Origin of the sequence: Pseudomonas azotoformans, assembly GCF_900103345.1 — a bacterium.
Lineage (GTDB): Bacteria > Pseudomonadota > Gammaproteobacteria > Pseudomonadales > Pseudomonadaceae > Aquipseudomonas > Aquipseudomonas azotoformans.
Genome location: NZ_LT629702.1, coordinates 3,974,267 through 3,988,853 on the forward strand (window position 1 = coordinate 3,974,267; position 14,587 = coordinate 3,988,853).

Sequence of the window (14,587 nt, forward strand, 5' to 3'; positions counted from 1 at the left end):
CACGGGCCGTACCGTTTATGGCACAAACTGTCACACAGGCTGTATCAGCCCTGCCACAGCAACGCCTTGCAACAATGCCCAACCCTTTGATTTAGCTGGCTCACACAGCAGTGGCCCAACCTTTGCTCTACGCTTATCAAGCGCTCGCTGCGCTGCGCTCCCAATAAACATAAAAGCCAGGAGATACCCACCATGCGTTACGCACACCCCGGTACTGAAGGCGCCATCGTTTCGTTCAAGGCCAAATACGGCAACTACATCGGTGGCGAGTTCGTTGCGCCGGTCGATGGCAACTATTTCACCAACACTTCGCCGGTCAACGGCAAGGCAATCGCCGAATTCCCGCGCTCCACCGCCAAAGATATCGACAAGGCCCTGGACGCCGCCCACGCCGCCGCCGACGCCTGGGGCAAGACCTCGGCCCAGGACCGCTCGCTGGTCCTGCTGAAAATCGCCGACCGCATCGAACAGAACCTCGAACTGCTGGCCATCACCGAAACCTGGGACAACGGCAAGGCGGTGCGTGAAACCCTCAACGCCGACATCCCGCTGGCCGCCGACCACTTCCGCTACTTCGCCGGTTGCATCCGCGCCCAGGAAGGCACCAGTGCCGAAATCAACGAGCACACTGCGTCCTATCACTTTCATGAGCCACTGGGCGTGGTCGGCCAGATCATCCCGTGGAACTTCCCGCTGCTGATGGCCGCGTGGAAACTCGCCCCGGCGCTGGCCGCCGGTAACTGCGTGGTGCTCAAGCCCGCCGAGCAAACCCCGCTGGGCATCAACGTGCTGCTGGAAGTGATCGGCGACCTGCTGCCCCCCGGCGTGCTGAACGTGGTGCACGGTTTCGGCAAGGAAGCCGGCGAAGCCCTGGCCACCAGCAAGCGCATCGCCAAGATTGCCTTCACCGGCTCCACCCCGGTGGGTTCGCACATCATGCATGCGGCGGCCGAGAACATCATTCCGTCCACCGTTGAGTTGGGCGGCAAGTCGCCGAACATCTTCTTCGCCGACATCATGAAAGCCGAACCTTCGTTCATCGAAAAGGCCGCCGAAGGCCTGGTACTGGCGTTCTTCAACCAGGGCGAAGTGTGCACCTGCCCTTCCCGTGCGCTGGTGGAAGAGTCGATCTACGACGACTTCATGAAAGTGGTGATGAAGAAGATCGAGTCGATCAAACGCGGCGACCCGTTGGACACCGACACCATGGTCGGCGCCCAGGCGTCCGAGCAGCAGTTCGACAAGATCCTGTCCTACCTGGAAATCGCCAAGGGCGAAGGCGCGCAACTGCTCACCGGCGGCAAGGTCGAGAAGCTCACCGGTGACATGGCCGGCGGCTATTACATCCAGCCGACCCTGCTCAAGGGCACCAACGAGATGCGTGTGTTCCAGGAAGAAATCTTCGGCCCGGTGGTGAGCATCACCACTTTCAAGGACGAAGCCGAAGCCCTTGCGATCGCCAACGACACCGAGTTCGGCCTGGGCGCCGGCGTGTGGACCCGCGACATCAACCGCGCCTACCGCATGGGCCGCGCGATCAAGGCGGGCCGCGTGTGGACCAACTGCTACCACCTCTACCCGGCGCATGCCGCGTTCGGTGGCTACAAGAAGTCCGGCGTTGGACGTGAAACCCACAAGATGATGTTGGATCACTACCAGCAGACCAAGAACTTGCTGGTGAGTTACGACATTAATCCTCTTGGGTTCTTCTAACTGACAACCCGCTCTCACAGTTGAAATGCAATTAAAAATGTGGGAGCGGGCTTGCTCGCGAAAGCGGTCTAACAGTCACTGATTTATTAACTGACCCACCGCTTTCGCGAGCAAGCCCGCTCCCACATTTAAGTCTTCATAAGTACTTGCGAAGTGCATTCGGCACGAAGAGGCCGAGTTAAAACAATAACAACGGAAGGTACTTTTCCCATGTCTAGCGAACCTACAAGTTCTTCTGTCGACTTCGAAAAAGTCGACTCCCAATACTTCCAACAACGCGAACTGAAAAAAGGCGCCGCCGGCTGGGTGCTGCTGGTCGGCCTTGGCGTTGCCTACGTGATCTCCGGCGACTACGCCGGCTGGAACTTCGGCCTGGCCCAGGGTGGCTGGGGCGGTATGTTCCTGGCCACATTGCTGATGGCCACCATGTACCTGTGCATGTGCTTTTCTTTGGCCGAACTGTCTTCCATGATCCCCACCGCCGGTGGTGGCTACGGCTTCGCCCGCAGTGCATTCGGGCCGTGGGGAGGGTTCCTCACCGGCACTGCCATCCTGATCGAATACGCCATCGCCCCCGCCGCCATCGCGGTGTTTATCGGCGCGTATTGCGAGTCACTGTTCGGCATCGGCGGCTGGATGATTTACCTGGCGTTCTACATCATCTTTATCGGCATCCACATCTTTGGCGTCGGTGAAGCCTTGAAGTTGATGTTTGTGATTACCGCCGTGGCCGCGATTGCCTTGGGTGTATTCCTGGTGTCGATGGTGCCGCACTTCAGTGTCGCCAACCTGCTGGACATCCCGGTGACCGAGGCCAAGGGCGCCAGTACGTTCCTGCCGTTCGGCTATGTGGGTGTGTGGGCGGCAATCCCCTATGCCATCTGGTTTTTCCTGGCCGTCGAGGGTGTGCCGCTGGCCGCCGAAGAAACCAAGAACCCGAAACGCGACCTGCCGCGCGGCCTGATCGGCGCCATTGTGGTGCTGACCAGCTTTGCCTTGCTGATCCTGGTGATCGCGCCGGGCGGTGCCGGGACCTACGCCCTGATCAAATCCGGCAACCCGCTGGTTGAAGCGCTGGCCTTGTCCTATGGCGGTTCCACCTGGATGGGTAGTTTCGTAAATCTAGTAGGCCTGGCGGGCCTGATCGCGAGCTTTTTCTCGATTATCTACGCCTATTCGCGACAAATCTTCGCGCTGTCGCGTGCCGGCTACCTGCCACGCAAACTGTCCGAGACCAACAAAAGCAAGGCGCCGGTACTGGCCCTGGTCATCCCCGGCATCATCGGTTTTGGCCTGTCGCTGACCGGCCAGGGTGACCTGCTGATTCTGGTGGCGGTGTTTGGCGCGACCATTTCCTACGTGCTGATGATGGCCGCACACATCACCCTGCGCATCCGTCGCCCCAAAATGGACCGTCCATACCGCACGCCGGGCGGCATGTTCACCTCCGGCATGGCCTTGGTGCTGGCCTGCGTGGCCGTGGTGGCGGGCTTTCTGGTGGATCCACGGGTGGTGATTGGCGCCGCCATCATCTATGGAGTATTAATTGCTTACTTTGCTTTCTACAGCCGGCATCACTTGGTAGCGGGCACGCCCGAAGAGGAATTCGCGGCGATCCAGGCCGCAGAGGCCGCCTTGCACTGATAGCCGTAAACCTCGACGCAGGCGCGTGCCTGCGTCGCCAAGGAGACACTGTATGGCAAGTTTTTCCCACGCGGTGGGTGCACAGACCTACCGCTTCGACAGCCTCAAGGACGTGATGGCCAAGGCCAGCCCGGCACGCTCCGGGGACTTTCTCGCCGGCGTCGCCGCGCAGAACGACGGTGAACGGGTGGCCGCGCAAATGGCGTTGGCGAATATCCCGCTGAAACACTTTCTCGAAGAAGTGCTGATCCCCTACGAAAGCGATGAAGTCACCCGGCTGATCATCGATACCCACGATAAACAGGCGTTTACCGCCGTCAGCCACCTGACCGTCGGCGGCCTGCGCGACTGGCTGCTCAGCGACGCAGCCGATGAACATTCCCTACGCGCCTTGGCGCCAGGGCTGACACCGGAAATGGCCGCTGCCGTGTCGAAGATCATGCGCGTGCAGGACCTGGTACTGGTCGCGCAGAAGATCCGCGTGGTCACGCAGTTTCGCGGCACCCTGGGCCTGCGCGGGCGCTTGTCCACGCGGCTGCAGCCCAACCATCCGACAGACGAACCGGCCGGCATCGCCGCGAGCATTCTCGATGGCCTGCTGTACGGCAACGGCGACGCCATGATTGGCATCAACCCGGCCACCGACAGCATCGCCTCGATCTGCGCCATGCTGGAGATGCTCGACGCGATCATCCAACGCTATGAAATCCCCACCCAGGCCTGCGTGCTGACCCACGTCACCACCTCCATCGAGGCGATCAACCGTGGCGTACCGCTGGACCTGGTGTTCCAGTCGATTGCCGGCACCGAGGCGGCCAACGCCAGCTTCGGCATCAGCCTGAGCGTGCTGCAGGAAGGTTACGAAGCGGGCTTGAGCCTCAATCGCGGCACCTTGGGCCAGAACCTGATGTATTTCGAAACCGGCCAGGGCAGCGCCTTGTCGGCCAACGCGCACTTTGGCGTCGACCAGCAAACCTGCGAAACCCGCGCCTACGCGGTGGCGCGACATTTCAAACCGTTTTTGGTGAATACCGTCGTAGGCTTTATCGGCCCCGAATACCTGTACAACGGCAAGCAGATCATCCGCGCCGGCCTCGAAGACCACTTCTGCGGCAAGCTGCTCGGCGTGCCGATGGGCTGTGACATCTGCTACACCAACCACGCCGAAGCCGACCAGGACGACATGGACACCCTGCTGACCCTGCTGGGCGTGGCCGGGATCAACTTCATCATGGGCATTCCCGGCTCCGACGACATCATGCTCAACTACCAGACCACTTCGTTTCACGACGCCTTGTACGCCCGCCAGACCCTGGGGTTGAAACCGGCGCCGGAGTTTGAGCAGTGGCTGGCGAAAATGGGCATCTTTACGCAAGCCGACGGCAAGGTGCACTTCGGCAACAGCCTGCCACCGGCGTTTCGCCAAGCCTTGGCGCAATTGGGATGAAGGAGCCGCCTGTGCAACTCGACCTGCCTGAGAACCCATGGCTGGAACTGCGCCGCCTGACGCCAGCCCGTATTGCCCTGGGCCGCACCGGCACCAGCATCCCCACTAGCGCACAGCTGGATTTCCAGTTTGCCCACGCCCAGGCACGGGATGCGGTGCATCTGCCCTTCGACCATGCGGGCCTGCGCAGTCAGTTGGCCGAGCGTGGGCGTGACAGCCTGTTGCTGCACAGTGCTGCCACCGACCGCCACCTGTACCTGCAACGCCCGGACCTGGGGCGGCGCCTGAGCGATGAGTCGGCCCAATTGCTGCGCGATCATGCATCGGCCAATCCCGGCGGCGTGGACTTGGCGGTGGTGGTCGCCGATGGCCTGTCGGCATTGGCGGTGCACAAACACACCTTGCCATTTCTGACACGCCTGGAAGAACAGAGCAGCGCAGACGGTTGGTCCTTGGCGCCGGTCATCCTGGTGGAACAGGGCCGCGTGGCGGTGGCGGATGAAGTGGGTCAATTGCTCGGGGCCAAGATGACCGTCATCCTGATCGGCGAACGGCCGGGCCTCAGCTCGCCGGACAGCCTGGGCCTGTATTTCACCTACAACCCCAAGGTCGGCCTCACCGACGCCTATCGCAACTGCATCTCCAATGTGCGCCTGGAAGGCCTGAGCTACGGCATGGCCGCTCACCGCCTGCTTTACTTGATGCGAGAGGCGTGTCGCCGGCAGCTGTCGGGGGTCAATCTCAAGGACGAGGCGCAGGTGCAGACCATCGAATCGGATGATCCGGACCTGATGAAAGGCAATTTCCTACTCAGTTCACCGGATGACTGATCGCTGCACGATTGCGCTTTTTCGCGCCATTAGGCAGCATCGAGTCACGGCCGCTTGTGTGGTCATCCCCCATTTGGAAGTTGAGGCCTGGCATGCGGATTACTCAAGCGACCCTGGAACACCTGGACCTGTTGACCCCGCTGTTCGTCAAATACCGTGAGTTCTACGGGGCTTTGCCGTTCCCGGATTCGTCGCGGGCCTTTCTGGAAAAGCGCCTGCGCCGCAAGGAGTCGGTGATCTACCTGGCCCTGGCGGATGATGATGACAAGAAGCTGCTGGGGTTTTGCCAGCTGTATCCGAGCTTTTCGTCGCTGTCGCTCAAGCGGGTGTGGATCCTCAATGACATCTATGTGGCTGAAGATGCACGCCGGCAACTGGTGGCGGACAACCTGATGCGCACAGCGAAGAAGATGGCCAAGGAGACCCACGCGGTGCGACTGCGCGTGTCGACCAGCAGTGACAACGAAGTGGCGCAGAAGACCTATGAGTCCATTGGGTTTCGCGAAGACACGGAGTTCAAGAACTACGTGTTGCCGATCAGTGAAGACTGAACACCGCTATCAAAAACACCACAAATCCCCTGTGGGAGGGGGCTTGCCCCCGATTGCGGTGGGTCAGTATCAGATGTATTGACTGACATTACCCCATCGGGGGCAAGCCCCCTCCCACATTCAGACTGGATGTTTGCCCGAAATTACCACGACATCCTTCGCTACAAAACCAACACGCTTTTCACCTCTCAATCCGTATAATGCGGACCTTTCAGGGTTGTAAGAAATGCGGCATACACTTGTAGCCTTATTACCCGAGCTTCCGCACAGGCCTGCTGAGTCGGGCCATCCACACAGGTGCCATCCATGGATTTCAACCCGCTCGACCTTATCCTGCATCTCGACGTCTACCTCGACCTGCTGGTAACCAATTACGGTCCGTGGATCTACGCCATTCTGTTCCTGGTCATCTTTTGCGAAACCGGCCTGGTGGTCATGCCGTTCCTGCCGGGTGATTCGTTGCTGTTCATCGCTGGCGCAGTCGCTGCGGGCGGCGGCATGGACCCGGTGCTGCTGGCTGGCCTGTTGATGCTGGCGGCGATCCTGGGCGACAGCACCAACTATGTGATCGGGCGAACGGCCGGGGAGCGCTTGTTCAGCAACCCGAACTCGAAGATCTTCCGCCGCGACTACCTGCAAAAGACCCACGACTTCTACGACAAGCACGGCGGCAAAACCGTGACATTGGCGCGCTTCCTGCCGATCCTGCGCACCTTCGCGCCGTTCGTGGCCGGCATCGCAAAAATGCCCTACCCGCGCTTCTTCGGCTTCAGCGTATTCGGCACCATCCTCTGGGTCGGCGGCCTGGTGACCCTGGGCTACTTTTTCGGCAACGTGCCGTTCATCAAGAAAAACCTGTCGCTGCTGGTGGTGTTCATCATCCTGCTGTCGCTGGTGCCGATGATCATTGGTGTGTTCCGCAGCCGGTTTGGCCGCGCGTCCTCCGAAGCCAAGCCGCAGTAACCTGCGATGTGGTCCCTCAGCGCCTGGCGTCGCCGGCGCTTGCTGGCCAAGCACCCGATTGCCGATGACACCTGGCAACGGGTGCGCCACCACCTGACCTTTCTCGACGGCATCAGCGCCGAGCAGGACCAGTGGCTGCGCGAAGCCTGCGTGCTGTTCCTCGCCGAAAAACACCTGACCGCCCTGCCCGGCGTCGAACTGCACCAGGAACAACGCCTGCTGCTCGCCGCCCAGGCGCAACTGCCGCTGATGAACCTGGGCGACCTCGACTGGTACCAGGGTTTCCACGAAATCGTGCTGTACCCCGACGACTTCCTCAGCCCCCAGCGCCACCGCGACAGCAGCGGTGTCGAACACGAGTGGGACGGCGAGCACAGCGGCGAAGCCTGGCAACAAGGCCCAGTGATACTCGCCTGGCCCGGCGTGCTGTCCAGCGGTCAGTGGGAAGGCTACAACCTGGTCATCCACGAACTGGCCCACAAGCTCGACATGCTCAACGGCGACGCCAACGGCCTGCCACCGCTGCACCACGACATGCGCGTGCAGGAGTGGGCCAGCGTGATGCAGAGCGCCTACGACGACCTCAATCGCCAGCTGGACGCCAACCCGGACGCCGAGACCGAGATCGACCCCTACGCCGCCGAAAACCCCGCTGAATTCTTTGCCGTCACCAGCGAATATTTTTTCAGCGCCCCGGATTTATTGGTCAGCCGTTATCCACAGGTGTACGCCCAACTCAGCCGATTTTATCGCCAGGATCCCCTGGCCCGCCTCAGCCAACTGCAAGCCAGCGACCCGCGCTATCAGCCACAGGGCGAATGACCGTACGACGTCTGGCGCATGGCATCGGCGTCAGAATGTGCCTATAATCGCCGCCACTTTTAGGCCAATCCGGCCATGTTTCATGGCCAATTAACGGGGGCAACGCCCAATGAGCTACAGCAAGATTCCGGCTGGCAAAGACCTGCCGAACGACATCTACGTCGCCATCGAGATTCCGGCCAACCACGCGCCGATCAAATACGAAATCGACAAAGACAGCGACTGCCTGTTCGTTGACCGTTTCATGGCCACCCCGATGTTCTACCCGGCCAACTACGGTTTCATCCCCAACACCCTGGCTGACGATGGTGACCCCCTCGACGTGCTGGTGGTAACCCCTTACCCAGTGACCCCAGGTTCGGTTATCCGTGCTCGCCCGGTCGGCATCCTGAACATGACCGACGACGGCGGCGGCGACGCCAAAGTGATCGCGGTGCCACACGACAAGCTGTCTCAGCTGTACGTGGACGTGAAGGAATACACCGACCTGCCGCCGCTGTTGCTGGAGCAGATCAAACACTTCTTCGAGAACTACAAAGACCTCGAAAAAGGCAAATGGGTGAAGATCGACGGTTGGGGCAACGCAGACGCCGCCCGCGCCGAGATCCTGAAGTCGGTTGCCGCCTACAAAGGCTGATACCCGCTCCTCATTGCCTCGGCAATTGAAAAAGCCCCGATCATTCGGGGCTTTTTTTGTGGGAAAAATTAAACAACAAGTTCAATACTTTATAAACAACGTTTAACTTAAAACGAAATCCGAAGTATCAGGCTACAACTAAGCAAAACCCTACAAGCGCAACTCAACGCATGGTTTATTTGATCTCTAATTCCGGCCAGTAAACTCTGCGTTTATGAATACATCAGGTGATCGTTTAAAAGCGCTACTACGGGAAGTTCATCTTTCCGCCTCCGACTTCGCCAAGAACCGCGGTGTCACGCCCCAGCACGTGAACAACTGGTTCAAGCGCGGTGTACCCATGGGCCGACTCAACGAGATCGCAGAACTGCTGTGCATCTCCAGCCGTTGGCTGCGCACCGGCGAAGGCCCCAAACACCCACCGGCCAACTTCCTGCTGGAAGGCCCGAGCTCACGAAAAGGACTGCCCACCACCCGCGAAGCCAGCGGCAAATACCTCACAGGCCCCGCCTGCGTCCCGGAAAAAACCGACGTGGAGATCGACCTCCACCCCTCATTCACCTCTACCGAATGCATCCGCATCACCCTTCACACCCTCCAGGCCCTCAACGTAAAACCCGACCGCGCCCTGGGCGCCTACATGGTCGACAACAGCATGATCGACATCATCCAACAAGGCGCCACCCTCGCCATCGACCGAGGCCGCACGCAAATCATCGACGGCGAAATCTACGCGGTAGAACACGACGGCATGCTGCGCATCAAATACCTCTACAACCGACCTGGGGGCGGGTTGCGCATGCGCAGCCACAATGCCGGCGAGCATCCCGACGAATACCTCACCTACGAGCAGCGCTTCGAGCAAAACTTCCAGATTGTGGGCTGGGTATTCTGGTGGTCCACCCTGAATAACCGCCGCCCGCCCGTGCCGCTGGATGAGCATTTATTGGGCTGGGAAGGCTCTAAATCGGATCCGGAGGTGGGCAACTGAGGTGAATGTGGGTATCATGCGGCCCACATTTGGCAGGGGGTGGCTTTGCGCTATCCACCTTGCCCGGCGAAGCGGAGGAGTTCCCGCGGATGCCCCTACTATTCAGCCAGACGTGATGTGGGCTGAGCGATTTGAAGGCTGGTGAGGTTTGTCAAAAACAAGCTGAAGCAGTCCCCGAGAAGCCGGCCACAAGCCGGCTTTTTAATGTCTGTAAAACTCCAAAGCCAACTGCCCAACACACTGCTGGACAGTTGAATGACCAAAATGGAGCGATTTACGGCCCATCGTCTTCCGGCTGTCTATTCCAGATATTAAGACGCTCAATCAAGTATCAAATGCGGCAAAAACCGACTCGAATCCTTCGTAATCAAACTATTATCCTCCCGCACCCCAATGCCGGCCGCCTGGTCCCCAATCACCCAGGACCCAATTAACGTATAGCTGTCCCCAAACCGTGGCAGCGGCGCAAATTCCTGAAGGATAAACGGCGCATCCGTATATGGCCCATCCTCCTTCACAACCACCCCATCCGCCGTTTGCAGCTCGATGTTCGCTCCTTCCCGCGAGAAGAACGGCTTGCGCACCCAGCCCTTTGGCACAGCTTTACCCGGCTCGGTATCCAGGTGAGCCGCCAGCAAATTCGGGTGACCTTTGTTGAACTCCCACAACAACGGCAGGATGCCTTTATTGGACAGGATGGATTTCCACGCGGGCTCGAAAAACTGCGTGTCGCACTGGGCAATCGCCGCACCGAAGGGTTCGTGAAAGATGAACTCCCAGGCATGCAGCTTGAACAGGTGGGGAATCCAGCGATCTTCAAGGTCCACGAAGCGACCTTCTGCGGTCAGGCCGATGTCTTCGATGTCGATGTGGCGGGATTCGATACCGACTTTTTCTGCGACGAGGCGCAGGTAGTCGGTGGTGCCTTTGTCTTCGACCGAGTCTTTCATCGAGGCGAAGTAGAACGGCTGGTTGACCTGCAGTTGGGCGAAGGCCTGGTGCAGTTTGGTGTCGATGCTGTTGAATTGGTCGGCGTGTTTGGGCAGCAGGCCGCGTTCGATGCATTGTTCCAGCCAGCCCCATTGGAACGCCGCGGCTTCGTAGAGGCTGGTGGGGGTGTCGTAGTTGAGTTCGAGCAGCTTGGCAGGGCCGGTGCCGTTGTAGGAGAAGTCCATGCGCCCGTAGAGGTGCGGGTGGCCTTCGAGCCATGAGGTGCGGATCATGTCGTAGAAGGGCGCGGGGATGCTCAGGCGGTCGAGCAGTTCTTCGCTGTGGACCACGCGGGCGACGAGGTCCATGCACATGTCGTGGATCTCGGTGGTCGGGTCTTCGAGGTCTTGCTCGATTTGCTTGAGCGTGAACTGGTAGTACGCGCTTTCGTCCCAGTAGGGTTCGTTGTCGATGGTGTGGAACAGAAAGCCGAGGCTGTCGGCGGTCTGTTTCCAGTCATGACGTTCTGCGCAGTGGATCTTCTTCATGGCGCGTCTTCCTTAACTGCTCGACCCACCGCCGCCCCAGCCGCTGCGTGCGCTGGCCTTGCTGCCGAAGCCGCCACGGGAGGTGGCCGACGCCACGGAGCTCGACTTGCTGGGCGTGCGCAGCGTATTGGTGTAATTGCTGCTGCCGTAGCGGGCCTGGTTGGAACGGCCGAAGGTCGCGCCATTGGAGACGCGCTGGTTGAGCGTCGAGTTGCCGTAGTTGCCACGATCATCGCGATAGCGGTACACCGGTTCGGAGCGGTAGCTGTTGCGATTGTTGCTCAGCATGTTGCCGATCAGCAGGCCGGTCAGCAGGCTGCTGGTGGAAAAGCCTGAGCCGCCACTGTTCGCTTGGGAGCCGGCTTGAGCGTTGGCCGCGTCGACCTGGGATTGTGTCACCTGGCCTTCGGCGGTCAGTTCGAAACCGCCCAGCCGGGGGATGAACTTGCCGGTGGAGTCCTGCTGGCACCAGTCGGCGACAAAGTCGGCATCGCAATCGGCCTGGCTGTCGTACACCGGTGCAATGCGGCGGTGCTCGGCCATGGCGGTCATGTAGGCGTCCGAGCAGACGTCCACCGGCAGTTTTTCATCGGCGCACTGCTGGACGGACTGGAAGTTGTACTTCTTCTGCAGGTCGTAGGTTTTTTCCGTCGGGCCGCAGCCGGAAATCGCCATGGCGACCGACGCTGCCAGCGACAGCTGGACGTACTTGCTTCGTTTCATCGGGAGCTCCGTGCGCGATCAGTTCTGGGTAGGCGTCATGCACGCGGCATTCAACATGCCAACGCTGATGGCCACGGCGGCGACGTAGATGCCGGCCGCGAGTTCGCCGTTCTTGATGCGCTGGGACGTGCCTTTGAGCACCAGGCTGGTCAGCAAAAAGGCCAACAGTTGGACGACGGCGGCGATCACTGCCCAGACGACAAAGTCGAGCACGCTGACCGAGTAGGCAATCACGTTGCTCGCCGGAATGGCGAAACCGACGATGGCACCGCCCAGGGCGACTGCCGCGGAGACGTTACCCGCACGGATCAGCTCGAACTCCTTGTGCGGGGTGATGCGGGTGTAGATGAACTGGAACAGCGCGAACAGTACGGCGGCCCCGAGGATGTAGATCACAAATCCGAGCACGGCGGCTTTGTTCAGGGAGATGGAGAGAGCTTCTAGCATGAATGGCTTCCTTGTTTAGAGCGCGTTCAGGTCGGTTGTGTACAGCGAAATGCCCAGCGAAATGCTCAGGCTGATGGTGCCTTCGGCGTCTTCTTCGACGGAAAACAGCAGGAACTCGCGTCGATCGGTCAGGCCGGTGTCACGGGCATATAGCATCGAGCGGTGCTCGACGCTGTAGGAATCCTCGGGGTTGATCACGCGCTCGCTCATGGCCACCAGTTCGGTCTGGCCTTCCTCGCTGCCCCATACGCGCGCGTATTCGACGCCGTCGTGAGTGTAGGTCGGCAACCCGATCAGGCTCTGCGGCCCCGCCAGCCGGCGCAGTTCGGCTTCGCTGCTGATGGTGACGTAACTGAGGTAGTTGAACAGGATGACGGACTCGACCTGCCCGGCGATGTCACCCGTGGTGTGCACCTGCAACCAGTAGTCTTCGTCGTTCATGTAGTAGCGCGACAGCCAGGTGGACTGCCCGAGGTCGACGGTGCCATTGCTCCAGATTTCCTGGGAACCGGGGATGACCACCGAGGTTTTGCCATCCAGCAACAATTTCAGGGTGCTGTCGAACATCACGCCTTTGCCCGGTGCCAGACCCAGCGGCCCAGTGGTGGGCAGGGGGTCGGCGGCGGCGTGGTTCGGTTGTGGGTTCGCGTTCGGGGCCTCGAGCCCCATCAACTGTTTAAACCATCCCATTGGAGATTTCCTTGAGGCGGGTGGAGGCGATGTAGAAGAGTTCGCCACCCTCTACGCGCGTGGCGCTGGGCGGGTTGATCGACGGTTGCTGGGCGCCTTTGGCGCGATAGCCGATGAGGGTGGCGTTGTGGTGCTCTTTCATCCGGGTGTACAGGTCGCCGAAGGTGGCTTCAAAGGCCTCGGGCAATTTCATCAGGTATTGGGTGGCGCCCTGCCCCACGCACAGCAGTTCATTGATGACCACCGACGAACCTGGGTCCTGAGAGGCGCGTACCAGCATCTCGATGGCCATGCTTGAGGTGCATTCCAGGCGCGGCGCGTAGGAGCTGGCGAGTGCGGCAATTTCGCTTTCATTGAAGTGCGCGACCACATGCCCCACAGGGTTGAGTTGATTCACCGCCAGCACCGTGGCCAACGTCAGGTCGTCAGACGGGGTTCGCACCAGTACACGCTCGGCACCGGGCACACCGGCACGCAGCAATAACGCAGTGGAAGACAGGCTGTCACCGCGGACAAATGCCGCTTTGCCCGGCATCGGGTTTTCGTCGAGGGCGCAGTCGCAGATGACGATCAGGTTGTCGTTCGAGGTTTCGTCCTGCAGCAGCAACTTGATCACCCGTTCACTGGATTCGCCTTCCCAGCCAATCAGCACGGTATGCCCGACCTTGCCGGTGAAATCGCCTTTGCCCTTCATGCCTTTTCTCCATGCATCGATGACGCTGCTGGTGGTTTTGCCGATGGCTGCGGTCAGCAGCGCAATGCCGCCGAGCATGATCCAGGCAGCCACGAAAACCCGCCCGGCGGAAGTCTGCGGTGCAAGATCGCCATAGCCGACGGTCAGCGTGGTGGTGAGATAGAAGTAAACAAACGTGGCGAAGGCGGTGAGGTGCTGTTCGCCCAGCACCACCAGGCCCAGATAAGCCGTGCTCAGGTGTACGCCCAAGGCGATGACCAGGCCCGCCCAGCCGAAGCGGTGAAACAGGGACGAGGCGTACCTGCGCAACAACAGAAAAATCGACATTCTTGCCCCTGATTCCCTGGGTACTTGTCATCGCCTGGAGGCGCAAGTGCGTTCAGCCGGCATTAAACCTGCTGCGCGGCGTAGAGAGAAGTACCTTGGCTGCAATAAATCCGGCGAATGCACCAAACAAATGCCCCTCAAATGAAACGCCCTGGCGAGGCAGAAAGCCAAGGACCAGTCCGCCATACAGCACCGCCACCACAGCGGCCGTTGTCAGGTTGCTCCAGCTCCGACGGAACCAGGCGCGCGACAACAGGTAGGCCCACAGACCGAAGACCCAACCGCTGGCCCCCACGTGCACGCCCGCAAAACCGAACAGCCAGACCAGCGAGCCGCCCAGCAGGATGATGATCGCGCTGACGGTCACAAATCGATTGAGCCCTTCGATAATGACCAGCGTGCCCAGGATCAAAAAAGCAATCAGGTTCGCGCTGAGGTGCGCAAACGACCCGTGCAAAAACGGTGAGGCGAGGATGCCGAACAGCCCCTGCAGCGTTCTCGGGACCAGGCCGAATGCCATGAGGCTGTAACCGGTCGCGACATTGACCAGTTGCAACACGACCATGAACAGCGCCAGGCCTGCGATTGTCTTGAAACCCTTCAGGGCATCCATCCTGACCTCGACATAAG

At 60.2% G+C, this 14,587-nt stretch carries 15 protein-coding genes; 9 read left to right on the forward strand and 6 right to left on the reverse strand.

Annotated elements, in window-relative coordinates:
• The first annotated feature begins 192 nt into the window (after window positions 1–192).
• The 9 genes from exaC (at window position 193) to BLR69_RS17945 (ending at window position 9,598) form a co-directional block, all read left to right on the forward strand.
• Window positions 193–1,713 (forward strand): acetaldehyde dehydrogenase ExaC, encoded by a 1,521-nt coding sequence (gene exaC / locus BLR69_RS17905; RefSeq protein WP_071493687.1) that lies wholly within the window; start codon window positions 193–195, stop codon window positions 1,711–1,713.
• A gap of 210 nt (window positions 1,714–1,923) precedes the next feature.
• On the forward strand, window positions 1,924–3,357 hold the full coding sequence (gene eat / locus BLR69_RS17910; protein ID WP_071493688.1) for an ethanolamine permease: 1,434 nt from the start codon (window positions 1,924–1,926) through the stop codon (window positions 3,355–3,357).
• Window positions 3,358–3,409: 52 nt separating this feature from the next.
• The gene (locus BLR69_RS17915; RefSeq protein WP_071493689.1) at window positions 3,410–4,804 is read left to right on the forward strand and encodes an ethanolamine ammonia-lyase subunit EutB; all 1,395 of its coding nucleotides are present in this window, start codon (window positions 3,410–3,412) and stop codon (window positions 4,802–4,804) included.
• On the forward strand, window positions 4,801–5,634 hold the full coding sequence (gene eutC / locus BLR69_RS17920; protein WP_071493690.1) for an ethanolamine ammonia-lyase subunit EutC: 834 nt from the start codon (window positions 4,801–4,803) through the stop codon (window positions 5,632–5,634). The genes BLR69_RS17915 and eutC overlap by 4 nt, the downstream gene beginning before the upstream one ends.
• A gap of 92 nt (window positions 5,635–5,726) precedes the next feature.
• Window positions 5,727–6,185, forward strand: coding sequence for a GNAT family N-acetyltransferase (locus BLR69_RS17925; RefSeq protein ID WP_017735604.1), 459 nt, complete (start codon window positions 5,727–5,729; stop codon window positions 6,183–6,185).
• 306 nt (window positions 6,186–6,491) lie between these two features.
• Window positions 6,492–7,148 (forward strand): DedA family protein, encoded by a 657-nt coding sequence (locus BLR69_RS17930; protein WP_058424604.1) that lies wholly within the window; start codon window positions 6,492–6,494, stop codon window positions 7,146–7,148.
• 6 nt (window positions 7,149–7,154) lie between these two features.
• Window positions 7,155–7,970, forward strand: a complete 816-nt coding sequence (locus BLR69_RS17935) for a M90 family metallopeptidase (protein WP_071493691.1) — start codon at window positions 7,155–7,157, stop codon at window positions 7,968–7,970.
• A 109-nt stretch (window positions 7,971–8,079) separates the two neighbouring features.
• Entirely contained in the window at window positions 8,080–8,607 is a 528-nt protein-coding gene (gene ppa, locus BLR69_RS17940) for an inorganic diphosphatase (RefSeq protein WP_003219382.1), read from the forward strand.
• A gap of 214 nt (window positions 8,608–8,821) precedes the next feature.
• Window positions 8,822–9,598, forward strand: coding sequence for a LexA family transcriptional regulator (locus tag BLR69_RS17945; protein ID WP_071493692.1), 777 nt, complete (start codon window positions 8,822–8,824; stop codon window positions 9,596–9,598).
• Window positions 9,599–9,918: 320 nt separating this feature from the next.
• On the opposite strand, the gene BLR69_RS17955 is transcribed toward BLR69_RS17945, so the two are convergent.
• The 6 genes from BLR69_RS17955 to BLR69_RS17980 are packed head-to-tail and all read right to left on the reverse strand — an operon-like array spanning window position 9,919 to window position 14,570.
• Window positions 9,919–11,076: a glutathionylspermidine synthase family protein gene (locus BLR69_RS17955; protein ID WP_071493693.1), complete on the reverse strand. Its 1,158-nt coding sequence runs from the start codon at window positions 11,074–11,076 to the stop codon at window positions 9,919–9,921.
• Window positions 11,077–11,088: 12 nt separating this feature from the next.
• Window positions 11,089–11,799 carry a DUF1190 domain-containing protein gene (locus tag BLR69_RS17960; protein ID WP_071493694.1) on the reverse strand — a complete coding sequence of 237 codons (711 nt, stop codon included), beginning with the start codon at window positions 11,797–11,799 and terminating at the stop codon, window positions 11,089–11,091.
• An 18-nt stretch (window positions 11,800–11,817) separates the two neighbouring features.
• Window positions 11,818–12,246: a DUF350 domain-containing protein gene (locus tag BLR69_RS17965; RefSeq protein WP_071493695.1), complete on the reverse strand. Its 429-nt coding sequence runs from the start codon at window positions 12,244–12,246 to the stop codon at window positions 11,818–11,820.
• A 15-nt stretch (window positions 12,247–12,261) separates the two neighbouring features.
• Window positions 12,262–12,936 (reverse strand): DUF2491 family protein, encoded by a 675-nt coding sequence (locus BLR69_RS17970; protein WP_071493696.1) that lies wholly within the window; start codon window positions 12,934–12,936, stop codon window positions 12,262–12,264.
• Window positions 12,923–13,957, reverse strand: coding sequence for an ion channel (locus tag BLR69_RS17975; RefSeq protein WP_071493697.1), 1,035 nt, complete (start codon window positions 13,955–13,957; stop codon window positions 12,923–12,925). The genes BLR69_RS17970 and BLR69_RS17975 overlap by 14 nt, the downstream gene beginning before the upstream one ends.
• 52 nt (window positions 13,958–14,009) lie before the next feature.
• Window positions 14,010–14,570, reverse strand: coding sequence for a rhomboid family intramembrane serine protease (locus BLR69_RS17980; protein ID WP_071493698.1), 561 nt, complete (start codon window positions 14,568–14,570; stop codon window positions 14,010–14,012).
• Window positions 14,571–14,587 lie beyond the last annotated feature (17 nt).